Raw genomic sequence first — 22,318 nt, forward strand, 5'->3', positions numbered from 1 at the left:
AGCGGGATCGTTCTGGCCGCAGCCACCGTTCGCCGCCAGGATGACTTCGTGGCCGAGATCGTTTTCGACGAGAACACCCGCTCCTGGCTCATCAGCACGGCAGCCACGAGTTACGCGCTCAGGCTGGCCGAGGACGACACGCCTTCCCACGTCTATTGGGGCCCGGCGCTCACCGCCGACCAGCTCGCCGACGTCCTACCCCGGACGAAACAACGCTGGGACGCCTTCAACGATCCCAACGAGGGACTCGACGAACTCGCCGCCGACGGCGGCACCCGGTACTGGACCCCCGCCCTCCAGGTCCGGTTCGCCGACAGGACCCGGGCCCTCGAATGGCGGTACCTCGGCCACGACATCGACGGCGGACAGCTGCGCGTCCGGTTCCGCGATCGCCATTACCCCCTCCAGATCACGCTCGGCTACCGCGTTCCGGAGGGCACCGACGTCATCGAGCGCTGGACCGAACTCCGCCACGACGGCACGGACGGCCCGATCGAGATCATCCGGGCCGACTCGGCGACCTGGGTCGTGCCGGACCGGCCGGACTACCGCATCAGCCACGTCACCGGCCGCTGGGCGGCCGAAAGCCAACTGCTCCGCGAGCCTGTCCCCCACGGCGAAACGACGTTCGGCAGCAGGCGCGGCATCACGAGCCATCACGCCAATCCGTGGGTGATGCTCGACGACGGCGAAACGACCGAGCGGCACGGCGACGTCTACAGCGCCGTGCTCGCGTGGAGCGGTTCGTGGCGGATCACCACCACCCGTTCATCCACCGGCCGCCTCACCGTGACCGGCGGTTTCGGCCAAGACGGCGTCGTCCCCCGGCTCGCGCCCGGCGACACGCTCACCACGCCGGTTTTCGCCGGCCTGTACACCGAGGGCGGTTTCGGCGCCGCGAGCCGCGCCTGGCACGCGTACACGATGGGCCACGTCCTCCCGCATCCCGGCGAGCTCCGGCCGGTGCTCTACAACTCCTGGGAGGCAACGGGTTTCGACGTCAGCGACGCGGGGCAACGCGCGCTCGCCAAGAGAGCGGCCGCGCTCGGCGTGGAGCTGTTCGTGGTGGACGACGGCTGGTTCGGCGCCCGGAACGGTGACCACGCCGGCCTCGGCGACTGGGAGGTCAACCGGGCCAAGTTCCCCGACGGTCTCGAACCACTCGTCGCCGAAGTGCACCGGCTCGGCATGAAGTTCGGGCTCTGGGTCGAACCCGAAATGGTCAACCCGGACAGCGACCTGTACCGCGCCCATCCGGACTGGGTCCTGCACCATCCACAGCGGACACGTTCGGAACTGCGAAACCAGTTGGTGCTCAACTTCGCCCGCCCGGACGTCGCCGAGTGGGCGTTCGGCACGCTCGATTCCCTCGTCGGCACGCACGGGATCGACTTCCTGAAATGGGACATGAACCGCCCGTTCAGCGAGGCGGGCTGGCCCGCCGACAGCGATCCGGACCGGCTGTGGGTGGAGCACACCCGCTCGGTCTACGCGATCATGGACCGCCTGCGCGTCCGCCATCCCGGGCTGCGGATCGAGGCGTGCGGCGGCGGTGGCGGCCGGATCGATCTCGGGATCATGGCCAGGACGGACCAGGTCTGGACTTCCGACAACACCGACGCGCTCGACCGGCTCGTCATCCAGCACGGCTACGGCCAGGTGTACCCGGCGCGCGCGATGTCGGCGTGGGTCACCGACGACCCCAACTTCGTCACCCGGCGATCCACGCCGCTGCGCTTCCGGTTCCACGTCGCGATGACGGGGGTGCTCGGCATCGGCGGCGACATCGTGAAGTGGTCCGAGGAGGATCTGGCCCACGCGCGCGAACAGACCGCGCTGTACAAGGAGATCCGGCCGACCGTCCAGCACGGCAGGCTCCACCGTCTCATACCGCCCGCCACCGACGGCGTCTCCGCGTTGCAGTACGTGGCGGCCGACGGCGGACGCGCGGTGGTGTTCGTGTTCCGGCAAGCGGCACATTTCCACACTCACGAACGACCGGTCCGGCTCGACGGTCTCGACCCCTCCGCCCGCTACCGCGACGAGGACACCGGAAAGGTGTGGCACGGTGCCTCGCTCCTGGCACACGGCCTGTTCCCGGGTCTGCCGGAGGGGGATTTCGCCAGCATCGTGATCCGGCTGACGAAGCTCTGATAGATCAGATGTATCGCCCATTTTCGACGCCTTTGAGCCCCGGAAGCCGCTTGACATCCCCCTAGACATCCGATCGAATGCCGTCGTATATGAGACGCCGTGCATCGCCGCGAGAAGGGTGACTGGGGCATGAGAAGGTCCTTCGCGTTGGGAGCCGCACTACTTCTCGCCGCGAGCCTCACCGGATGTACCGTCGGCGGCGGGACGAACGCCTCCGGCGACGAGATCACCTTCCTCACGTTCGAGACACCGAACCTCCCACCGTCCTATTGGGACTCCGCGATCAAACGCGTCACCGACCGCAATCCCGGCCTGAGTGTGAAGAAACTGGTCGCCCCGTCGACCGACCGCACCGGCTACGCCAAGCAGTTGCTGCAGTCCGGCCAGTTCCCGGACGTCGCGATCGCCGTCGACTCCGCCGGTTTCGCCGAATCGGGCAACCTCTACGCGTGGACGCCCGCGGAGCTCAAGGATTTCCAGTTCCCCGCGGCCAACCCGATCAAGGGCGGGCACCACCAGCTGCCGGCCAACACCCAGACCATCCCGCCGGTCTACTACAACAAGAAGCTCTTCGCCGACGCCGGGATCACGTCGACACCGAAGACGTGGAACGAACTCCTCGCCGCGTCGGGGAAACTGAAGGCGAAGGGCATCACTCCGTTCACCATCGGCGGCGGCAAGGAGGGGTTCCCGTCCGCGATGCTGCTCGACGGCCTGGTCAGCGTCGACGTCTACGGCAGGACACCGGACTGGCTTTCCCAGCGGCGGGCCGACCAGGTCAAATTCACCGATCCGGCCTTCCAGCAGGCGTTCGGCAAGTTCGCCGACCTGGTGGCCAAGGGCTACCTCGACAAGACCCAGGTCTCGCGGGACTACTCGGCGACCGAGGCGGCCTTCCTCAACGGCGAGGGCGCGATGTACCCGATGGGCAATTGGTTCGCGGCGAGCGCCGACGCCAAGAAGCCGCCGTTCGAGATCGGTGTCTTCAACTTCCCTTCCGAGGACGGAAAACTCGTCGTGCCCGCCTACACCGGTGGCGGCATCGTCGTCAACGCGAAGTCACGGAACCTCGACGCCGCAAGGAAGTTCGCCCTCGCGTTCCAGCTCGACAAGGAGCAGATCGACGCCTCGGTGAAGGCCGACGGCCTGTTTCCCGCGATCAAGGGATACACGCCACCCTCCGACGTCGGCCCGGTCTTCAAGGCGGGCTACGACCTGTACCAGGAAGCCGTCACGAAGAACGCCGTCGTGAACGCCTTCAGCTGGGAAACCGCGGACGACGGTCTCCTGCCGGGGATGAAGGACAAGGTCTACCAAACCGCGCAGGACGTCATCACCGGCCGCAAAACGGTGGCCGACGCGTGCGCTTTCCTGGACACCGAATGGGCGAAGGCGCGCTGACACCACGATGGGGAGAAAACCGATCCTGCCGCGGGTGTGGCATTTCGCCTCGTTCGGCGCGCCTGGTGTCGTCGTCTACCTCTGCTTCGTCATGGCGCCGATCCTCATCAGCTTCGGCTACAGCCTGACGAACCACAACCCGTTCGACCCGCCCGCGGAGTTCGTGGGGCTCGAGAACTACCGGATGCTGTTCCAGGACGAACAGTTCCTGACCGCGCTCCGGGTCACGACGATCCTGACCGTGATCGTCGTGGTCGTCCCGAACGTACTCGGGCTCGGCGTCGCGGTGCTGCTCGACCGGAAAGGCCGGCTGTACAACGTTTTGCGCAGCGTGTTCTTCACGCCCGTGATCCTCAGCTCGGTCGTGGTCAGCATCATCTGGACGAAGCTGCTCGACGACCGGGGCCCGATCAACGACGCGCTCCGCGCCCTCGGCGTAGAGCACCCGCCGGGCTGGCTATCGGATCCGGACCTGGCGCTCTACTCGGTCGCGTCGATCGTGTGCTGGCAAATGCTGGGGTTCTGCGTGGTCGTTTATCTCGCGGGCCTGCAGGGTGTCCCGGCCGAACTGCTGGAGGCCGCGGAGATCGACGGCGCCGGACCGGTCCGGCGGTTCCGCGCGGTGACCTGGCCGCTGCTCGCGCCGTCGCTGACGATCAACACCGTCGTCCTGCTGATCTCGGCGTTCAAGACCTACGACTACGTCAAGGTGGTCACCAACGGCGGGCCGGGTTCGGGGACCACGGCCACCATCGCGTTCGACGTCCTCGCCACCGGCCTCGACGCGAACCACGTCGGCTACGCGTCCGCGATGGCCGTGGTGATGCTGGTGATCGTGGCGGCCCTGACCACGATCGTGCTGCGGTTCCTGCGGCGGCGGGAGGTCGACCTGTGACCGCGAAACTCCGGCCCGCCGCGGCGATCCTGGCGAGCGCGCTGTTCGCCGTGCCGCTGTACTACGTGCTCGTCAACGTCTTCAAACCCGGCGACCGGATCGCCCAGGAGCCGGCGTCGGTCCCGCTGCCACCGACGCTGACCAACATCCACGCCGTCCTCACCCGCCCCGATGGGCTCTTCTGGGTGAGCCTGGCGAACAGCATGCTCGTCACCCTGCTGTCGATCATCGTGCTGACCGTGCTTTCGGCCATGCTCGGGCACTACCTCGCGCGTTCGGGCAAGCGATGGACCAAGGTGCTCACGCTGATCCTGTTGGCGGGCTTGATGATCCCGCCCCAGGTGATCCTGATCCCGGTCACCGAGGTGCTGCGGCTGACCGGGCTGATGGCGACGATCCAGGGCTTGGTGCTGTTCAACGTCGGCTACTACGTGCCGTTCGGCGTCTTCGTGTTCACCGGGTTCATCCGCGGCGTTCCGGTGGAGCTCGAGGAGGCCGCGCTGCTCGACGGCGCGAGCCGGACGCAGGTGTTCTGGCGGATCGTGTTCCCGCTGCTGCGCCCGGCCACGGCGAGTGTGCTGATCTTCCTCGGGGTGTGGATCTGGAACGACTTCATCGATCCGCTGATCATCCTCGGCCCCAGCCAGGGCACGACGATCACCACCGGGATCTACCGCTCGATCGGGCAGTACCAGGCGGATCTCGGCAGCGTGTTCGCGCTGATGTTCCTGGCGACCCTTCCGGTGCTGATCTTCTACCTGGCGTTGCAGAAGCAGTTCGTGAAGGGGCTCACCGGCGGCGCCACCAAAGGCTGACCCTGCCGCATTTAGTCCTCTAAATGCTCACAGCTCCGTGACCTTGCCCTCGGCGACTTCCAGCCGCCGCGTCGTCGCCACCGCGTCCAGCATCCGCCGGTCGTGCGTCACCAGCAGCAGCGTCCCCGGATACTCCGCCAGCGCCGACTCCAGTTGCTCGATCGCGGGCAGGTCGAGGTGGTTCGTCGGCTCGTCGAGCACGAGCAGGTTCACCCCGCGTGCCTGCAGCAGCGCCAGCGCGGACCGGGTCCGCTCCCCCGGCGACAACGTGGCCGCGGACCGGAGGACGTGCGCGGCTTTGAGCCCGTACTTCGCGAGCAGCGTCCGCACATCGGCGTCGGCCAGTTCCGGGACCTCGCGGGCGAAGGCCTCGACCAGCGGAAGGTCGCCGAGGAACAGCTTCCGCGCCTGGTCGACCTCACCGACCACGACACCGGAGCCGAGCGACGCGCCGCCTTCGTCGACCGGGACGCGTCCGAGCAGCGCGGCGAGCAGCGTCGACTTCCCGGCGCCGTTGGCCCCAGTGATCGCGACCTTGTCCGCCCAGTCGATCTGCAGGTCCACCGGACCCAGGGTGAACTCGCTCCGCCGCACCACCGCGCCGCGCAGGGTCGCCACGACCGCGCCCGCCCTGGGCGCGGCGGCGATCTCCATCCGCAGTTCCCATTCCTTGCGCGGTTCCTCGACGACTTCGAGCCGCTCGATCATGCGGTCGGTCTGCCGCGCCTTCGAAGCCTGCTTCTCCGTCGCCTCGCTCCGGAACTTGCGGCCGACCTTGTCGTTGTCGGTGGCCTTGCGCCGGGCGTTCTTGACGCCCTTCTCCATCCACGAACGCTGCATCGCGCCACGGGCTTCGAGCGAGGCCTTGGTGTTCGCGAACTCCTCGTACTCCTCACGGGCGTGCCGCCGCGCGACGGCACGTTCCTCCAGGTACGACTCGTAACCGCCGCCGTAGGTCCGCACCTGCTGCTGCGCGTAGTCGAGTTCGACGACGCGATCCACGGTGCGGGCGAGGAACTCCCGGTCGTGGCTGACCAGCACGGTCCCGGCGCGCAACCCGGTCACGAACCGTTCGAGCCGTTCCAGACCGTCGAGGTCGAGGTCGTTGGTCGGCTCGTCGAGCAGGAAGATGTCGTACCGGCTCAGCAGCAGCGACGCCATTCCCGCGCGGGCCGCCTGCCCGCCCGACAACGACAGCATCGGCTGGTCGAGGTTCACGGTGAGCCCGAGATCCGCGACCACCTCGCCCGCCCGGTCGTCCAGGTCGGCCCCGCCGAGCGCGAGCCAGCGGTCGAGCGCGAGACCGTACGCGTCGTCCGCGCCGGGTTCGCCCGCGGTGAGCGCTTCGGTGGCGGCGTCGAGCGCGGCCTGTGCCGCGGTGACGCCGGTGCGCCGGGCGAGGAACGCGCGGACGGACTCACCCTCACGGCGTTCCGGCTCCTGCGGGAGGTGACCGACGGTGGCCGTCGGCGGGTTCAGCCGTACGCTGCCCTCCTCCGGCGGGACGAGGCCGCCGAGGGTCTTCAGCAGGGTCGACTTGCCCGCGCCGTTGACCCCGACGAGACCGATCACTTCGCCGGGCGCGACGACCAGGTCGAGACCGGAGAACAGAACACGGTCGCCGTGGCCGGCGGCGAGATTCTTGGCAACGAGTGTGGCGCTCATGAGATCGGTAAGTCTACGGGGGCCGATTGAACAGCTCGTGGTCCCTCGGAAGAGTGGCAAGTATCCAAGCGATCACGGAACGTGGGTAACCTGGTTGTTCTTCTGGACCCGAACGAATCCCCGAGCATTGAGGTCGGTGACAGCAAATGGCGGACTCCGCCACCCCGGTCCCCGTCGTCCACCAGCAGAAAGGCGGTACCCGTAGGCCGACGTTGAGCAGGCGGCGGGAAGTCGGTCATGCCAGCGCGCGGTCGCTGCTGATGACGATCCTCGGCGAGTACGTCCTGCCCCGTGATCAATCGATCTGGACCTCGACGCTGGTCGAGGCGCTGCACGTGCTGGACATCGAAGAGAAGTCCGCGAGGCAGGCGCTGGCCCGTTCCTCCGCCGAGGGCTGGGTCGTCTCCGAACGCGTCGGGCGAAGAGTGCGCTGGTCGCTCACTCCACCCGGCAGACGACTGCTGACCGAAGGCGCGGAACGGATCTACGCGTTCGGCAACGAGGAGAAGGCCTGGGACGATCGCTGGTTGATGTTGATCGTGTCGGTCCCCGAAGCGAAACGGGATCTCCGGCATCGGCTGCGCACCCGCCTGACGTGGGCCGGGTTCGGCTCGCCGGTCGCCGGTGTCTGGGTCAGCCCGGATCTCAGCCGCCAGCGGGAGGCCCAGCAGATCGTGCAGGAACTCGGCCTCGACGCGCAGGCGATGTCGTTCACCGCCGCCTACGGTGACGTCGGCGATCAGGAGACGATGGTCGCGCGGTCCTGGGACCTCAGTGAGCTCAAGGACCGCTACGAGGACTTCATCGACCGGTTCACCGGGTTACACCCATCCGGTGAACGCGGCGTCCTGCGTGCGCAGACCGAACTGGTCCACGAATGGCGCAGCTTCCCGTTCCTCGATCCCCGGCTTCCGCTGAAACTTCTCCCCGACGGTTGGAGCGGCGTGCGCGCGGCGGACCTGTTCCACCGCAAGCACGTCGAATGGCGACCAGAAGCACAGGCGCAATGGGACGAACTCGTGGCGGCGTCGGGCTAGGGTCACGGAAAACGACCCATCGGAGGGAACCGCCTTGGCCGCCTCGATCCGCCTCGACCGTGAAGACGACCTCGCCGTCCTGACCATCGCTTCGCCGCCGCTGAACCTCTACACGGCGGAACTGCAGGCCGAACTGGGCGAGGCGATCGGCGAACTGGAGACCACGCCGCCGCGCGCGGCCCTGATCCGCGCCGAGGGGAAGATCGTCAGCGGCGGCGTGGACGTCTCCCTGTTCGACGCCCAGTCGAGCGCGGCCGAGGCGAAGGTGCTCTTCGACGAGATGCTGGCGATCCCGGACCGGATCGCCGCGCTCCCGTTCCCGACCGTGTTCGCCGCCCACGGTTTGTGCCTGACCTGGGCGTTCGAGGTCGCGGTCGCCTGCGACATCATCCTCGCGAGCGAGAAGGCCAAGTTCGGCCTGGTCGAACGCGTCGTCGGCCTGACCCCGACCATGGGCGGCACCCAGCGGCTCGCCGCCCGCGCCGGCGTCGGCCGCGCCAAGGAGTTCGTGATGACCGGCGCGACCTACGACGCCGCGACGCTCGAACGCTGGAACGTGGTGAACCGGGTGTTCCCGATCGACGGCTTCGACGAGGCCGTGCGCGCCTTCACGACCGACCTCGCGCAGGGGCCGACGAAGGCGCACGCGGCCACCAAGAAGGTCCTCGAGCACTACGAGCACGGCGGCGTCGCCGAGGCGAACGAGCACATCACGACGATCGCCGCCGGGCTCTTCGACACCGAGGACCTGCGCGGCGCGGTGAAGTCGTTCCTCGCCGACGGCCCCGGCAAGGCGACCTTCACCGGCCGCTGATCCGCTACGGCCGCCGGCCGACCGCGTCCACCACGCCGGACGCGGTCACCGCGGTCGAATTCGTGCCCAGGAACTGGAACGTGTCCGCGGTGAAGACGATCACGATCGGCTCCGCGTCCGGACCGTCGCTGGGCTTCAACGGCCACGTGATCCCGACTCCGGGCCTTCCCGCGGCGTCGTGGGCGGTCTCCATGACCCGGAGCCGGGGCACCTTCGCCGCGGCTTCGAACAGGGCGGCGCGAGTCGCGGGCGAAAGGTAGTACCCACTCGCCAGCTCCTGGATCTCCTTGCCCATCGCGTTGTAGTCGCCGTCCTCACCGGAGTGGTGGGCGTTGAGGTAGGCGAACATCGCGTCGGCGCCGGTGGGGAGGTCGCGGCGATCGCGGACGTTCGGCTCGCACGGCTCCGTGCGTCCCTTCAGCGGCTCGCCGCCCTTGTACACCTGCGCTTTCCCGTCCCGGCAGCCCGGGAGCGGCAGGAGCGATCCGTCCGCCATCTTGATCACGCCGTCCCGGGTGCCGTCGGCCGAGAACCATGATTCCCTCTCCCCCTCGGGATCCTTGGTCTTCGTGTAGAGGAATTGGTCGGGCCTCGGCGGAACGGCGGGAGACTTCAGCGCGGCCGCGGCGGCGTTCCGGAGCACAGTCACGGGATCCGCGGCGGCCGCGGGAGGTTCGAGGCCGACCTGCTCGACCGGCGCCAGCGCGACGACCGCGGTGATGGCCGCGGCCAGCCCGGCCGCGCCCGCCCCGGTCCAGACCCAACGCCGTCGTTTTCGCAGCGGCACCACGTTTTCCGCTTCGGCGGCGGCGATCTCGGCCATCAAGCGTGCCCGCGCCGGACCGAGTGCGCCGGATTCCGCGAGTGGCACCGAGCCGGTCCGCTCGGCGATCAGCTGCAACTCATCCATGAGTGGAGATCTCCTTCGGAGTCGTGGTGCCCGGACGCCCCAGCGCCTCGCGGACCTTGCGGCGGGCGCGGTTGAGCCGCGAACGGACGGTGCCGAGCGGAATGCCCAACGCCGAGGCCACTTCCTCGTAGGTCAGGCCTTCTCCGGCGAACAACGTGAGCGCGTCCCGGTCTCCGTCGTTCAATTCCGCCAGCGCGGAGTCCAGCAGCTTCCCCATCGCCTCGGCGGTCACCTGCTCCGCGACACGCTCGGCGTGTCCTTCTTCGTGAGACGGCGGGCCGAGGGCTTCCCGCAGCTTCAGCTCCTTGGCCTCCTCACGACGCCGCTGCGCCACGAGGTTGGTGGCGATCCCGTAGAGCCAGGGCCGGGCGTCGCGGCGCTCGGTGTCGTAGCCCTCGCGTTTGCGGAAGGCCACCAGGAACGCCTCCCCCAGCGCGTCCTCGGCGGCGGCGGGCCCGATGCGTCTGACCAGGTAACGGTGGATGTGCGCGGCATGCCGGTCGAAGATCGCGGAGAACCAGTCCGGCCTGGTCACCGATCTCGCGATCAACTCCGCGTCTTCGAGATCGTCCGGATCCGCCCCAGATGAGCTCATGGACCGCCCTTCGCCGTTCGTCAGTGTCACCTGCTATCCGCGACCGGGGCCGAACGGGTTCACGGCCGGCCGAATCGGTCTAGACCTTTTATGCGTCCCGCGCTACATTCAAGTGTGGTCTAGACCACACGCGCCATCATTCAGAGCAGGTCAGTCTCGCCGCCTCTTTTGGAGAGAACCGCCATGAGACGCACCCGAAAACGACTACTCAGCGCACTCACCGTGACACTCCTCGCCGCCGGGCTCCTGGTAGCCGCGGGCACTCCGGCACTAGCGGCGGGCCGCCTCCGCGCCGCCTTCACCCTGGCCGGAACCACTGGCGAGTACACCGTCACGAACCCCAGCAGCGAAACCGTCGCCGACTGGTCCATCACCTTCACCGTCCCCGCGGGCGTGACCGCCACGAGCGGCTCGCACGCCACGGTCTCCCAGTCGGGCGACCAGGTCACCCTCACCCCGGCGTTCTACATCAAATCGCTCGCGCCGGGCCGTTCGACCTATCCCTACAGCCCGTCGTTCCGGCTCAGTTCCGCGGTCAACCCGGTCACCTGCCGGATCGACGACGGCAACTGCGACGGTTCCGGCGACACTCCGCCGTCGACGCCGGCCAACCTACGGCTCGTGGCGAAGACGACCACGACCGCCGCACTGGCCTGGAACGCCGCCGCCCCGGGCTCGCTGCCCGTCACCGGCTACGACGTCTACCAGGGCACCACGCTGGCGGCCTCGGTCACCGGCACCGAAGCGAGGATCACCGGGCTGACGCCGCACACGGCGTACAGCTTCACCGTCGTCGCCAAGGACCGGAAAGACGCCAAGTCCCCGCCCACCCCGGCGTTGGCGGTGACCACCAACAATCCGAGCGACGACACCCAGGCACCGACCACGCCGTCGAACCTCCGCTCGACCGCGGTCACCTCGGGCTCGATCTCCCTGGCGTGGAACGCGTCCACGGACAACACCGGCGTCGTCTCCTACGACGTCTACCGCGGCACGACCCTCGCCACCACCGTGACCGGGACGACCGCGACGGTGACCGGGCTTTCACCGTCCACTTCGTACTCTTTCACGGTCAAAGCCCGTGACGGGTACGACAACGTCTCCGCGGCGAGCGCCGCCGTCAGCGCTCGCACCGGCGACATCGTGAACGGGTACGCCCGGGTCGGCTACTTCGTCCAGTGGGGTATCTACGGCCGCCAGTTCTTCGTCAAGAACATGGTGACCAACGGATCGGCCGCCAAGCTGACCCACCTGCTGTACGCCTTCGGGAACATCGACCCGGTCAACCACACCTGCCTTTCGGGCGTCACCAAGGGAACGACGTCGAATCCCCAGGACCCGAACCAGGGTGACGGCGCCGGCGACGCGGAAGCCGACTACTCGCGGCCGATGTCCGCCGCCCAGTCCGTCGACGGCGTCGGCGACACCGGCTGGGAGACCCTGCGCGGCAACTTCAACCAGCTGAAGAAGCTCAAGGCCAAATACCCCAACCTGAAGATCCTGATCTCCTTGGGTGGTTGGACCTACTCGAAGTACTTCTCCGACGTCGCGGCTACGCCCGCGTCGCGGCAGAAGTTCGTCGCGTCGTGCATCGACACGTACCTCAAGGGGAACGTGAAGCCGTACGGCGGCGCCGGCGGTCCGGGTACGGCAGCGGGCATCTTCGACGGCATCGACATCGACTGGGAGTGGCCGGGCAGCCCCGACGGGCACCCCGGGAACCACTGGAGCGCCAACGACAAGACGAACCTGACCGCCCTGCTGGCCGAATTCCGCACGCAGATGGACGCCTACGGCGCGACCACCGGCAAACGGTACGAACTGCAGGCGTTCACCCCCGCCGACCCGGCGAAGGTGAAGGGCGGCTGGGAGATCCCGAAGATCTTCGACTACCTCGACGTCGCGAACGTGCAGGGCTACGACTTCCACGGCTCGGGCAGCGACAACTCGTGGGAGCCGAACCGCACCGGCCACCAGGGGAACCTCTACGCCGACGCGGACGATCCGTACAACTTCAAGTTCAGTGTCGAATCGGCGATCAACGCCTACACCGAGGCCGGGGCCAATCCACGGAAGCTCACCCTCGGGCTGGCCTTCTACGGCAGAGGCTGGCAAGGCGTCGCGGACGGCGGCAAGAAGGGCGAATGGCAGAGCGCGACCGGAGCCGCGCCAGGCCAGTTCGCCGAGGAAGCAGGTACTCGTGGCTACGCGAATCTCCTGGCCAGTGTCCCCAACTGCGCCGTCCAGCACGACACCGCGGCCGTGGCCACGTCGTGTTACACGGGCAACGGCGGGCAATGGTGGACCTTCGACGACGCCTGGTCCATCCAGCAGAAGGTCGCCTGGCTCAAGACCAGAGGACTGCTCGGGGTCATGGCCTGGGAGATGTCCGGTGACACCGGATCCCTCATGACCACAGTGGACAATTCGCTGAAGTGACGGGCTCCCTCGCGCGTGGTGCGCCACGCGCGAGGGGCTTCACCTCCACCTCGGCTTGCCGTGCTCTACGCCGTGAACGAAACGGCCGAAGGCGCGGTCACCGCGGTGGCCGTCGCCGAAGACGGCACGGTGTCGGCGCTGAACAGCGTCGGCAGCCTGGCCGCTTTCGCGCCGGGCCCGGACGGAGTGCCCACGGTGCGGACGGCGCTGGTCCGGCACGAAGCTGGGCACGGACGAGATCCGCAGCTACCGCCTCGGCGAGGAGGGCGAGCTGATCCCGTTGTCGGTGTCGACGCTGCCCGCCGGGGCCGGTCCGCGGCAACTGGTCCGGCGTCCCGGCACGAATCACGCGTACGTCGGCGACCTGGCCGCCTCGCTGCTGAGTGTGCGCGAAGAACCGCCGGGCACGTTCGCCGTCGAGAATTCCGTTCCCGCGACGCTCGAACCCGGCGGCGAGAACCTCTCTGCACGACGACCGGCTGTTCCTGTCGAACCGTGGCCCCGAGAGGATCACGGAATTCAAGCGCGACGGCGTGCTCCCGCAGCCCGTCGCACAACGCCGACGCGATCCAGGCCTACGAACGCGCGACCTTGCGCCTGATCGGTACTTATCCGGTCGGAAGCCCGGCCTTCGTCGGTCTTTGGCCACATTGATCCGTTCAGCCCGCTGAATGGGCGGATTTCTTTCTTTTCGAGGTGAACAAAGGCCTTGACGCACCTGGTTCAGACCATGACACTGAATCGCGCGCCGCCGGTGACCTGGTTCACACCCACTCGAGGAGACCCATGTCCCTACCGAGGAAACTGCTCGCCCTGACCACGCTCGTCCCGTTGGCACTAGGCCTTTTCAGTGCTCCAGCGCAGGCCGCGCCCGCCACCTTCACCCATCCCGGCGTGCTGGTCAGCCGCCCGCAATTGGACTTCGTCCGCGCCAAGGTTCAGGCCGGCGCGCAACCGTGGAAACAGGCCTACGACGCGATGATGTCGAGTTCGTACGCCTCACTGTCCCGGTCACCGAAACCCCGCGCCATCGTCGAATGCGGTTCGTATTCGAATCCGAACATCGGCTGTACCGATGAACGGCAAGACGCGATCGCCGCGTATTCCCTTTCGCTGGCGTGGTACATCACGCGCGACGCGAAATACGCGACGAAGGCGATCGAGATCATGGACGCCTGGTCAGCGGTGCTGAAAGATCACACGAACAGCAACGCTCCCCTGCAGTCGGCGTGGTCGGCCTCCTCGTGGCCGCGCGCCGCGGAGATCATCAAGCACACGTACACGAGTTGGCCGAATTCCGGCCGCTTCGGCACCATGCTGCGGAACGTGTACCTGCCCGAGGTGATCAACGGCAGTCACAGCAACGGCAACTGGGAACTCAGCATGACCGAGGCCGCGATCGGCATCGCGGTGTTCCTCGACGACAAGACGGTCTACGACAAGGCCGTCACGAAGTTCCGCACCCGCGTCCCCGCCTATCTCTACCTGGCCAGCGACGGCGCGCTCCCGAAGACCGCGCCCGGCAGCGGCCTGGACACCCGCGACAAAATCGTCAAGTACTGGCAAGGCCAGACGACATTCGTCAACGGCCTCTCCCAGGAAACCTGCCGGGACTTCACCCATACCGGTTACGGCCTCGCCGCCATCGCGAATTTCGCCGAGACCACTCGCATCCAGGGCCAGGACCTCTACCCCGAGATCGCCGACCGCCTACGCGAAGGCCTCGGCTTCCACGCGAAGTACCAGATGGGCGCGGCCGTCCCGTCGTGGCTGTGCGGCGGCAGCCTGAAACTCGGCCTCGGCCCGATCACCGAGGTCGGCTACAACCACCTCCACACGCGTCTCGGGCACACCATGAGCAACACCGAGGCGCTCACCCTGCGCCAGCGCCCGGCGGGCACCAACAACCTGTTCGTCGCCTGGCAGACCCTCACCCACGCCGGCAACCCCCAGTGACCCCGTGGGGGCCGCCCGAAGGCGGCAGGGCGGCCTCACGGACCGTTTCCCCAGCTCAGACACACAGTGACCCCTGGTTGCAAGCCCCCGTCCGGGACCCGCTAAAGTACTCACATCGCACTCCACGGAGCGCGGGTCCGGGCTGTGGCGCAGTTTGGTAGCGCACTTGACTGGGGGTCAAGGGGTCGCAGGTTCGAATCCTGTCAGCCCGACCGGAACGAAAGCCGCTTGATTTGGACGAAAGTCCGGGTCAGGCGGTTTTTTCGTTTCACCGTAAAGGATTTTTCGGCAAGCACCGAAGCAAGTGCTTGGGCCGTCACCTTCGCAGAATCGACCCGCTTGCTCAGCAGCCCCGCATCGACGTCCGAGGCGCTGTAGACGACGAGCCGCTCGGACAACGGCACGAAGGCGGCCCCTGCGGCGGACTCGCCGTCCGCCGCCGCACCGTCGACGGATCAACCTGCAGCAGCCCCGCCACATCCTCCGTCGTGAGCCATTCCCATCCACCAGCCGTGGCTCCACGTCTACTCCCCCTCGACGCCGGAGATACCGCACTGAACACCAAGCCGGGAACCTCAGCCGAGGTTCGATCGGAGCCCACCAGGAGCGCCAGAGTGTGACGGCGAAGGGACTGGCGGAGGACAGCGCGGAGTCTGCGTCGGCGCCTAAGCGGCGTAGCTACGGATCTGGCCGTGAAAGCCGCACACCACGGCTACGACCAGGTCGTCGCGTGGATGCGCGCCCACGGCCACCACATGCCGGCAGGCTGAGTTGCGACATGAGGGCCGCGCGTCGTCGGTCATGACCATCGACGTCGCGGAAACCGTCAACGCCTGGCCGTCCGCTACCGTCGCACCGATGATCACTAGCGGTGGGCGATGCCCCCGCGGAGGCGGAAATGAGCGCAGCCATGGAAAGCGACCAAGTCCCCGTCCCGGACATCACTATCCGGGATGCACTCACCACAGACGGGCCCCTGCTGGCTCAGGTGGACTCGGCGGCCGTGGCCGGGAACTCCGGCAGGATCGCCGAGATCCAGCACTGGTTGGCCACCGCCGACACCCGGATCGCGCACTCCCGGGGTCAGGTGACCGGCTACTGCGTCACCGAATACACCTTCTTCGGCCAGGCCTTCGTCACGATGCTCATGGTCGCCGAGAACACACGCGGCCTCGGGGTCGGCGCCCGCCTGCTGCTGGACGCGCAACAACGCCGGAACACCCCCAAACTGTTCACCTCCACGAACCTGTCCAACCAGCCCATGCAGCGGCTCCTCACCCGCCTTGGCTGGCAATCGGCCGGAATCGTCTACGGCCTCGACGACGGAGACCCCGAACTGTTCTTCCTCGCCCCCGCAGATACCCAGCTACCGTGAAGCATCTCGTCCACACCGGCGGAGATGGCCCGCTACACGCAGAGGCTGGGCGGCGACATATCCGGTACGAGGAAGACCGGGAGGTGCCACCGGATGAGGTCGCGGACGGCCCGGTGCCGGCCGCTCATGCAGTTGCTGACGCAGACCTTGTTCGCGGACGGCTATCGCGCGCTCGGTGACGACCAGGGAGATGAGCCGCTGGGCTGGTCACACTGGAACCGTAACGGCCTAGCCGCGGGGCACCGCGCGATCCTGAAATACAGCTGGTCTTACACCACCGTCCTTCCCGGTGAGACGGCTCCGGTGATCCGGGGCGTGTCTCCGCGCAACACGACCGCCGCCTACGCCGATGACGTCCCCTTGGTCGCTGCCGGCCAGCGCTGCGTTGCTCCGAACACGCCACCTCTCTGTCTCTGGCACCCGGTCGTCCTCGGGCACATAATCGGTGCCAGTGGGGGCATGTCGGCTCCTCGCGGTTTCATCGGCCCGGGAGGACTCCACGATGAAGTTGCCGGACCGTGATCGCATTCCGATACGGTTCGCCGTCCTCACCTTGGTCACCGGCGGTCTCATTCTCACCGGGGTGCTCGCGATGATCCGCAGCGACGTGCTGATCGCGAAGGTGCCCGCATCGACCCTTCTGGTCGCGGGCGTGCTGGCCGCAGCTCCTCTGCTGCGGCGGGTGCCATCGACCAGACGCACACGTCAGGCATTCCTGGTGACATCGGCCTTCCGGCAGAAGTACTGGATCGCGGGCTTGGTGCAACGCCTGCACTGCACGCTGGACCGCGCCGACATCGATCTGGTGCTCAAGGTGCCCGAGTTCGCGCAGTTCAGCAGCGGCTACCTGCTCCTCAATCACCCGGTGCCATCGTGGCCGGACTTCCTGCATTCTTCACGGCCAACGATCACGTTTACTGCAATTTCACGTGGTATCTCAAGGTTATTCCGGCGCCGGAGTAGCCGACGCCGGAAGCCCTCGCCGTGCTTGGTAGTGAACTCTCACCACCAAGGCTCGGTACACTTTGTGGTCCGCGGCTGATCACGCAACATGCCACAGGCCCGGAACTGCCAGGTCGGCGAAGGGTTGGTCCGCTGCGCCGCGCTGGTCTTGGTGGCCTGCGAATGCGGGATCACGAACGGCCCGCACTGGATCCAGCTACGGCCGCCGTCCCGCGTCCAGTCCATCCACACCAGGTCACCCGCCTGTGTGGCGCCACGCGCGTGCGCCCACCCGCGCAGCCCCTGGACATAGCCCTTGTACAGGGTCACCGTCATGAACCCGCCCACCACCATGACGCGGACCGGTTCGCCAGTGAGACCGTCGGGTATGTCCACGAAACCGTTCGCCCCGCGCTCGCAGTCCGCCGCGGATTCCGCGGTGATCGGATCCGCCGAAGCCGGTGCCGCGGCGGCGAACGAGGCCGTGAGGACCATGACGAAAATGACCAGCGCAGTCTTCCATCGCATAGGTACCCTCCCCAGAGTTGTTTCGCCAGAACGCCATTCACCCACTCCGAGGGCGGGCTTCGTCAGCGGAAAGGGGAAACGATCACCCGAAGAGCGGAAGATCTTTCTCACGGCGTGCTAGCCGCGCGCCGCGTTGCCGAACACTGCCTGACAAGAAGCTTCTCCGCCGACGGGTCGAGGAGTACGGCAAGTTCGTCAAGAGACACTCGAAGTAACTCAGCTATGCGAGGACATCTCCAGGCGCGCGGCGTCAGTGTTCCGCGCTCCCAAGGCCCGACCGTCGGCGGCTCTACCCGAGCTGCTGGGCGAAGGCTTCCTGGGTGAATCCGAGTGCCCGCGCCGAGCCGCAAAGGCTTCTCGCTGAATACCCATGATCGTCACCGTGCCTCGCCGCTCAAGCTGGCCACGCTCCACGAGCCCACCGCACATCCGCACAGCTGACGGAGGGACCCGACCGATAAGCTGACACTTGAGATCGTGCGCCACCTCGAGATCGACCAGCAGTGGTTGCGGTACTTTGCCCCAACGAACGTCGACGGTATCGCCGAGGCACGAGCAACCGGCCGCCGGGCGGGACGTGGACTCCAGCTCAAAACAGTGACTTTCCAGAGTAAACCGGAAGATCGCGATGACGGCAGCGTTGCCGTCATCGTTGCGGTCAATCAGGAACCGCCCCCGGAAGATAAAGAACGCATGGAGGAACGCTCGCTTCTTCTCCTCGACGAAGCGTTCAAGAACTTCCGCACTCCATGGTCAGCCATGCGAGTCTGGCAGTCTCCGCGCTTTAATCTGCAGGACGGCAAGGCAAACTGGAGCCTTTACAGACGGAGGACAAGCGGGACCAGGTCGGACGTTGGGGACCACCCGTCCTGCACAGCGATGCACGACCAGGCGTTTCTGACACGTCAATTGATCATACGTACAGCTCCTGACCTGCATAAACACCGGCCCCGCGGTACTGGGGGCCAAGGGGGCGCAGGTTCGAATCCTGTCAGCCCGACCGGAAGACGAAGCCCCTGACTTGCACTTCAGGTACAAGTCAGGGGCTCTTCTTGTTCAGTTCAAAACCAGGCCGATAATCTTGCGGTGAAGTCCCTAAGGCAGTCCCTCGCGAGACTCCTGCGAGCTCGGGCCCGACGTCAGGGAGGTAGCCATGCGCAACGAGGCCATGCAACAACTGGACGTCCTGGTCGGCTCGTGGCGGACAACGCTGCGCAACGCCTGGTTCCTGGATCCCGCCGACCAGGAGGTGCCTGGTTCAGCGACGGTCGAGTGGCTCGGTGACGCGTTCGTGGTCCTCCGCTGGACCATGGGCGACGGCGACGACAACGCCGCGAGCGAGATGGTCCTGGTTCTCGGCCGCAGCGACACCCGCGACACCTACACAGCCCTCTACCACGACGAACGAGGTGTCTGCCGGGTCTTCGCCATGACTTTCGACGGCACACGCTGGCACCTGAACCGCCAGGACCCCGACATGCACCAACGCTTCATCGCCGACGTCCGACCAGACCGGATCGACGCACGCTGGGAAGCATCCGAAGACCACGGATCCACCTGGCGCAAGGACTTCGACATCATCTTCGAACGGATCTAGCAACGCACGGCACGGGAGACCAAGTCTCAGGCAAGTGTGGCGCCGTAGGCGGCGAGCACGGGCCGTAGTGGCTGGAAGAAGCTGACTTGACTGTTCCCGCCGGACAGCACTCCGTAGCCGACGCCGCCATAGAACAACGGGCCGCCGCTGTCACCGCTCTCGATGGGGATGTCGGTCGCGATCGTCCCGACGACCTGCTTGTCCTTGCCGTAGTTCACGGTCTGGTTGAGGCCGAGGACTTTCCCGCACGTCTTCTTCGTCGTCATGCCGCTCTTGCACACCGGTTGCCCCACCTGCGGGATGCCCGCACGAAGGATCCGCTGGGTACTGCCATCGTGGAGATCGACTTGGCTGTGCCCGGAGCCGGAGAGGTCCCGGACGCGGCCGTAATCGGTCACCGGGAAATGGGTGTCCACGTTGGGGCCGATACCTTGCCAGTCCAGCCCGTGTTCGGTGCAGTGCCCGGCCGTGAGGATGTATCGGACGCCCTTGACGAGGATCGCGAACCCCGCTGAACAGTAATACGGTTCACGGCCGGGTCCCGGTGAGACGGTGTACATCGCACCACCGCCATGCACCGCCGATTGCTGGGCCGCACCGACCGCGGACGGAGCCGCGGAAACGACCGGGGAGGCCAACAAGACGGCCGCAGCCGCGGAAAACAGCACCCCGGCCTGCTTACGGAGTGAGCAGCCAAACATGGTGATGTCCTTCCATCCTCAGAAACCGGAGACGTCCGACCAGTCCAGCCTTGAGCGGCCAACGGCACAACCTGAGTCAGCCTGACGAGTGATCGAAAGCCGTCGACCGCCGAGATCCGTGCACGAGCACATTCCCCCAGGCCTCGCAGTTCCTGCTCACAAACCGCCAGAGGGTCCCTTCTCCGACACTGCGTCGAGCTCAGGTCCACAGAACTCACCCTGATCCCCTTGCCTGGTCCCGTTCTTTCGCGGCGACCTTGCCCAGATTGCGACCTGTTCCGGGCCTCGTCGCGCCAGCTCCAGCCCATCGACGCGCAGCCGACGGATTCGACCCTGGAGACCCACCGTCCCCGAGCAGGACATGATTCACGGCTTCGACTCCGAGGACTCCACCAGTCGAGAGCTATTAGAGCGGCTACGAGCAGCCGGTAAGGGCTGACCTGTCCGAACGGAACCTCGAGCGCTTCCCGCGAGTCCCAGTTGAGAACTGCACGCACAACGACTACAAGGGGATGAATGAAGACCCTACTCAAGAAGGCGACGACCACTGCCGCGGCGAGTGTGCTGATGCTCGGCCTCACCACGGTGGGCACCGCCCCCGCCGAGGCCGCGGCCATCACCTGCGACTCGAAGTCCAGCGGCAAGGACGGCCCCTTCTACGACGGGGAATCGGCCTCCTACGCCTACGACAAGCGGTTCAGTAAGAGTCACCCTGTCCCCGCGTTGGCGACCAACATCCCCCAGGGCACGGCGACCTGGTCGAACTGGGACGGGTCGAACGACCTGATCCTGGTCACCTCGTACGAGTCGGGCCACCGCAGCGCGATCATCATCGGGATCGACGCCAAGACCGGCAAGCAGGTCGGCCAGGCGCTGCTCGCGTACTCGCACGTCGGCGGGATCGCTGTCTTCGAGAAGCAGGGCTGGGCGTTCGTGTCGGGCAAGGGTGACACGGTCCGCAAGTACTCGCTGGCGAAGCTGAAGAACGCGATCAAGAAGTCGCTGCCCATCGAGCAGGAGGGGACGGCGCAGACCGTCTACGCCTCGTCTTTCCTTACCAGTCACGGCCCGAGCAACACGCTGTGGGCGGGCAAGTTCGAAGACTCCAAGCGCGGATTGATGCACTCGTACACCGTCGGCTCCGACGGCAAGCTGAGCTACCGGCCGGGGTCGTGGGAGGTGCCGACGAAGACGCAGGGCCTCATCGTCACCAAGGACGTGTTCATCTACAGCACCTCGCACGGCCGGAACAACCGCAGCAACCTCTACGTGGTCCGGCGCGGTGCCGGCGACAAAGACCTGGACACGGCCAAGAAGCACTGCTTCCGCGCGCCGAGCATGTCCGAGGGGCTGACGGTCTACGGCAGCAACGTCTACCTGGCGTTCGAGTCCGGTGCGCACTACTACAGCAAGGCCGCGGACAAGCCGAGGAACATCATCTCGAACCTGCACAAGGCGCCGCTGTCGTCTTTGGAGGCACTCGCACCCCGGTGAGGCGAGGGCTGCGGGCGAGGAAGAATCTCGCCCGCAGCCGGAGTGCCGGTGCGTCAGCGGTGTCCGTGGACGGTGCGGTGGATCCAGCCCTCGTAAGCGGGCACGCTGGTGTAGAGGCCGGGTCCGTTGGCGCAGGGCACGTCGTCGTCACCAGGCCCTGACGTGACGCCGATCAGCTCCCACCGGCCCCACTTCCCGCGCTGGACCTGCGGCCCGCCGGAGTCCCCCATGCACGCCATCGCACCGGGCTTGCGGCTGATCGTGCAGAGCCGGGTCGAGTCCGCGTAGCCGGGCGAGCATTCCGACACCGCTCCCCGGCGGGTGTCGAGCTGCTGGAGTCGTTCGGGGAACACCACTTTGGTGATGTCGGCGGTGTCGACCGTGGTGCCGAAGCCCATCAAGCGGGTCGGTGTGCCGGGGCGGCCGGGGCGGTCGGCGATGCGGATCGGCCGTTCGGAGACGGGCCGGTCCAGGCGCACCAGCGCGATGTCGTTCCTGTTCGGCTGGCCCGGCTGGTAGCCCGGGTGGCGCACCATGCGGTCGATCTTGCGTACGGTGCCGCCGGAGGTCCGTCGCTCGCTGCCGATGCGCACGGTCCCCTCTGGCCTCGCCGGGTTGTTGTCCGGGTCGACACAGTGCGCCGCGGTCACCACCCATTGCGGGTGGACCAGCACGGCCCCGCAGACACCTTTGGCGTTGTTCAGCTCGGGCACGACCTCCGGGATCGACGCCATGAACTCGTAGCGCTCGGTGGAGTCCTTCCCGTTCACCACGGCATCGGCACTGCCGGGTAGGGCGATCGCGCAGAAAGCTCCCACCAGCGCGACACTGGCGGCACGAATCAGGTGGCCGCGCACGGAACCCGCTCTCTTCATGTATTTCCTTCGTTCGAGTACTTCGGATCGATCGGGTTCAGCATCGCGGTCCGCCGTGGCTTAGACCATCGGGCCGGCCCGCCGATCCGGCGTGGTGCCTGCCGGACTCCGCGTGGTGGTGCTCG

Annotated in this window: 23 protein-coding genes and 1 tRNA gene; 16 read left to right on the forward strand and 8 right to left on the reverse strand. The window is 67.1% G+C overall.

Going from position 1 to position 22,318, the window contains the following annotated elements; translation table 11 throughout:
- Positions 1-48 precede the first annotated feature (48 nt).
- The 4 genes from DMH01_RS18625 (at position 49) to DMH01_RS18640 (ending at position 5,265) form a co-directional block, all read left to right on the forward strand.
- On the forward strand, positions 49-2,154 hold the full coding sequence (locus tag DMH01_RS18625; RefSeq protein ID WP_125678387.1) for an alpha-galactosidase: 2,106 nt from the start codon (positions 49-51) through the stop codon (positions 2,152-2,154).
- A 129-nt stretch (positions 2,155-2,283) separates the two neighbouring features.
- Positions 2,284-3,555, forward strand: a complete 1,272-nt coding sequence (locus DMH01_RS18630; protein ID WP_125678389.1) for an extracellular solute-binding protein — start codon at positions 2,284-2,286, stop codon at positions 3,553-3,555.
- 7 nt (positions 3,556-3,562) lie between these two features.
- Complete coding sequence (locus tag DMH01_RS18635; protein ID WP_233621585.1) at positions 3,563-4,450, forward strand: carbohydrate ABC transporter permease; 888 nt, start codon at positions 3,563-3,565, stop codon at positions 4,448-4,450.
- Positions 4,447-5,265, forward strand: coding sequence for a carbohydrate ABC transporter permease (locus tag DMH01_RS18640; protein ID WP_125678391.1), 819 nt, complete (start codon positions 4,447-4,449; stop codon positions 5,263-5,265). Before DMH01_RS18635 ends, DMH01_RS18640 begins: the two co-directional genes overlap by 4 nt.
- Positions 5,266-5,292: 27 nt before the next feature.
- Here the strand turns inward: DMH01_RS18640 and DMH01_RS18645 are convergent, their stop codons facing one another.
- Positions 5,293-6,930, reverse strand: a complete 1,638-nt coding sequence (locus DMH01_RS18645; protein ID WP_125678393.1) for an ABC-F family ATP-binding cassette domain-containing protein — start codon at positions 6,928-6,930, stop codon at positions 5,293-5,295.
- A 146-nt stretch (positions 6,931-7,076) separates the two neighbouring features.
- On the opposite strand from DMH01_RS18645, the gene DMH01_RS18650 reads away from it, so the two are divergent.
- A complete protein-coding gene (locus DMH01_RS18650) occupies positions 7,077-7,967 on the forward strand; it encodes a PaaX family transcriptional regulator C-terminal domain-containing protein (protein ID WP_125678395.1) in 891 nt (296 codons plus the stop codon).
- Between the two features lie 34 nt (positions 7,968-8,001).
- Complete coding sequence (locus tag DMH01_RS18655; protein WP_125678397.1) at positions 8,002-8,781, forward strand: enoyl-CoA hydratase/isomerase family protein; 780 nt, start codon at positions 8,002-8,004, stop codon at positions 8,779-8,781.
- 4 nt (positions 8,782-8,785) lie between these two features.
- On the opposite strand, the gene DMH01_RS18660 is transcribed toward DMH01_RS18655, so the two are convergent.
- Both DMH01_RS18660 and DMH01_RS18665 read right to left on the reverse strand, forming a co-directional pair.
- Complete coding sequence (locus tag DMH01_RS18660) at positions 8,786-9,691, reverse strand: CU044_5270 family protein (RefSeq protein WP_125678399.1); 906 nt, start codon at positions 9,689-9,691, stop codon at positions 8,786-8,788.
- Positions 9,684-10,286: an RNA polymerase sigma factor gene (locus DMH01_RS18665; protein ID WP_125678401.1), complete on the reverse strand. Its 603-nt coding sequence runs from the start codon at positions 10,284-10,286 to the stop codon at positions 9,684-9,686. The genes DMH01_RS18660 and DMH01_RS18665 overlap by 8 nt, the downstream gene beginning before the upstream one ends.
- 222 nt (positions 10,287-10,508) lie before the next feature.
- On the opposite strand from DMH01_RS18665, the gene DMH01_RS18670 reads away from it, so the two are divergent.
- Positions 10,509-12,725 (forward strand): glycosyl hydrolase family 18 protein, encoded by a 2,217-nt coding sequence (locus DMH01_RS18670; RefSeq protein ID WP_125678819.1) that lies wholly within the window; start codon positions 10,509-10,511, stop codon positions 12,723-12,725.
- Between the two features lie 65 nt (positions 12,726-12,790).
- Here the strand turns inward: DMH01_RS18670 and DMH01_RS43565 are convergent, their stop codons facing one another.
- Positions 12,791-12,919, reverse strand: a complete 129-nt coding sequence (locus tag DMH01_RS43565) for a hypothetical protein (RefSeq protein WP_255432073.1) — start codon at positions 12,917-12,919, stop codon at positions 12,791-12,793.
- 86 nt (positions 12,920-13,005) lie between these two features.
- Between DMH01_RS43565 and DMH01_RS43340 the strand changes: the two genes are divergently transcribed.
- From DMH01_RS43340 to DMH01_RS18685, 3 genes are all read left to right on the forward strand, one after another.
- The gene (locus DMH01_RS43340; RefSeq protein WP_233621586.1) at positions 13,006-13,326 is read left to right on the forward strand and encodes a hypothetical protein; all 321 of its coding nucleotides are present in this window, start codon (positions 13,006-13,008) and stop codon (positions 13,324-13,326) included.
- Between the two features lie 185 nt (positions 13,327-13,511).
- Positions 13,512-14,681 (forward strand): alginate lyase family protein, encoded by a 1,170-nt coding sequence (locus tag DMH01_RS18680; protein ID WP_125678403.1) that lies wholly within the window; start codon positions 13,512-13,514, stop codon positions 14,679-14,681.
- Between the two features lie 138 nt (positions 14,682-14,819).
- Positions 14,820-14,893: transfer RNA gene (locus DMH01_RS18685), tRNA-Pro, on the forward strand.
- Here the strand turns inward: DMH01_RS18685 and DMH01_RS43025 are convergent.
- On the reverse strand, positions 14,885-15,085 hold the full coding sequence (locus tag DMH01_RS43025; protein ID WP_199745530.1) for a hypothetical protein: 201 nt from the start codon (positions 15,083-15,085) through the stop codon (positions 14,885-14,887). The genes DMH01_RS18685 and DMH01_RS43025 overlap by 9 nt on opposite strands.
- A 506-nt stretch (positions 15,086-15,591) precedes the next feature.
- On the opposite strand from DMH01_RS43025, the gene DMH01_RS18695 reads away from it, so the two are divergent.
- From DMH01_RS18695 to DMH01_RS43030, 3 genes are all read left to right on the forward strand, one after another.
- Positions 15,592-16,056, forward strand: coding sequence for a GNAT family N-acetyltransferase (locus tag DMH01_RS18695; RefSeq protein WP_125678405.1), 465 nt, complete (start codon positions 15,592-15,594; stop codon positions 16,054-16,056).
- Between the two features lie 126 nt (positions 16,057-16,182).
- On the forward strand, positions 16,183-16,578 hold the full coding sequence (locus DMH01_RS18700) for a hypothetical protein (RefSeq protein WP_125678407.1): 396 nt from the start codon (positions 16,183-16,185) through the stop codon (positions 16,576-16,578).
- Entirely contained in the window at positions 16,559-17,098 is a 540-nt protein-coding gene (locus tag DMH01_RS43030; protein ID WP_199745531.1) for a hypothetical protein, read from the forward strand. Before DMH01_RS18700 ends, DMH01_RS43030 begins: the two co-directional genes overlap by 20 nt.
- Here the strand turns inward: DMH01_RS43030 and DMH01_RS18710 are convergent.
- Positions 17,059-17,526, reverse strand: coding sequence for a hypothetical protein (locus DMH01_RS18710; protein ID WP_125678409.1), 468 nt, complete (start codon positions 17,524-17,526; stop codon positions 17,059-17,061). The genes DMH01_RS43030 and DMH01_RS18710 overlap by 40 nt on opposite strands.
- A gap of 477 nt (positions 17,527-18,003) precedes the next feature.
- On the opposite strand from DMH01_RS18710, the gene DMH01_RS42735 reads away from it, so the two are divergent.
- Positions 18,004-18,546, forward strand: coding sequence for a hypothetical protein (locus DMH01_RS42735; RefSeq protein WP_125678411.1), 543 nt, complete (start codon positions 18,004-18,006; stop codon positions 18,544-18,546).
- 133 nt (positions 18,547-18,679) lie between these two features.
- The gene (locus tag DMH01_RS18720; protein ID WP_125678413.1) at positions 18,680-19,123 is read left to right on the forward strand and encodes a hypothetical protein; all 444 of its coding nucleotides are present in this window, start codon (positions 18,680-18,682) and stop codon (positions 19,121-19,123) included.
- Between the two features lie 26 nt (positions 19,124-19,149).
- Here DMH01_RS18720 and DMH01_RS18725 read toward each other — a convergent pair whose 3' ends face one another.
- On the reverse strand, positions 19,150-19,683 hold the full coding sequence (locus tag DMH01_RS18725; RefSeq protein WP_233621587.1) for a S1 family peptidase: 534 nt from the start codon (positions 19,681-19,683) through the stop codon (positions 19,150-19,152).
- A gap of 657 nt (positions 19,684-20,340) precedes the next feature.
- On the opposite strand from DMH01_RS18725, the gene DMH01_RS18730 reads away from it, so the two are divergent.
- A complete protein-coding gene (locus tag DMH01_RS18730) occupies positions 20,341-21,318 on the forward strand; it encodes a hypothetical protein (protein ID WP_125678417.1) in 978 nt (325 codons plus the stop codon).
- Between the two features lie 53 nt (positions 21,319-21,371).
- Here the strand turns inward: DMH01_RS18730 and DMH01_RS18735 are convergent, their stop codons facing one another.
- On the reverse strand, positions 21,372-22,193 hold the full coding sequence (locus DMH01_RS18735) for a trypsin-like serine protease (RefSeq protein ID WP_125678419.1): 822 nt from the start codon (positions 22,191-22,193) through the stop codon (positions 21,372-21,374).
- Between the last annotated feature and the right edge of the window lie 125 nt (positions 22,194-22,318).

Source organism: Amycolatopsis sp. WAC 04182 (genome assembly GCF_003947465.1).
Classification (GTDB): Bacteria; Actinomycetota; Actinomycetes; order Mycobacteriales; family Pseudonocardiaceae; genus Amycolatopsis.

Bases quoted from the DNA above. Each gene is read 5' to 3' on its own strand.
- DMH01_RS18645 (WP_125678393.1), bottom strand. From the start codon at position 6,930: ATGAGCGCCACACTCGTTGCCAAGAATCTCGCCGCCGGCCACGGCGAC.
- DMH01_RS18650 (WP_125678395.1), top strand. From the start codon at position 7,077: ATGGCGGACTCCGCCACCCCGGTCCCCGTCGTCCACCAGCAGAAAGGC.
- DMH01_RS18735 (WP_125678419.1), bottom strand. From the start codon at position 22,193: ATGAAGAGAGCGGGTTCCGTGCGCGGCCACCTGATTCGTGCCGCCAGT.
- DMH01_RS43030 (WP_199745531.1), top strand. From the start codon at position 16,559: ATGAAGTTGCCGGACCGTGATCGCATTCCGATACGGTTCGCCGTCCTC.
- DMH01_RS18630 (WP_125678389.1), top strand. From the start codon at position 2,284: ATGAGAAGGTCCTTCGCGTTGGGAGCCGCACTACTTCTCGCCGCGAGC.
- DMH01_RS18635 (WP_233621585.1), top strand. From the start codon at position 3,563: ATGGGGAGAAAACCGATCCTGCCGCGGGTGTGGCATTTCGCCTCGTTC.
- DMH01_RS18695 (WP_125678405.1), top strand. From the start codon at position 15,592: ATGGAAAGCGACCAAGTCCCCGTCCCGGACATCACTATCCGGGATGCA.
- DMH01_RS18680 (WP_125678403.1), top strand. From the start codon at position 13,512: ATGTCCCTACCGAGGAAACTGCTCGCCCTGACCACGCTCGTCCCGTTG.
- DMH01_RS18730 (WP_125678417.1), top strand. From the start codon at position 20,341: ATGAAGACCCTACTCAAGAAGGCGACGACCACTGCCGCGGCGAGTGTG.
- DMH01_RS18665 (WP_125678401.1), bottom strand. From the start codon at position 10,286: ATGAGCTCATCTGGGGCGGATCCGGACGATCTCGAAGACGCGGAGTTG.
- DMH01_RS18700 (WP_125678407.1), top strand. From the start codon at position 16,183: ATGCAGTTGCTGACGCAGACCTTGTTCGCGGACGGCTATCGCGCGCTC.
- DMH01_RS18710 (WP_125678409.1), bottom strand. From the start codon at position 17,526: ATGCGATGGAAGACTGCGCTGGTCATTTTCGTCATGGTCCTCACGGCC.
- DMH01_RS18720 (WP_125678413.1), top strand. From the start codon at position 18,680: ATGCGCAACGAGGCCATGCAACAACTGGACGTCCTGGTCGGCTCGTGG.
- DMH01_RS18725 (WP_233621587.1), bottom strand. From the start codon at position 19,683: ATGTACACCGTCTCACCGGGACCCGGCCGTGAACCGTATTACTGTTCA.
- DMH01_RS18660 (WP_125678399.1), bottom strand. From the start codon at position 9,691: ATGGATGAGTTGCAGCTGATCGCCGAGCGGACCGGCTCGGTGCCACTC.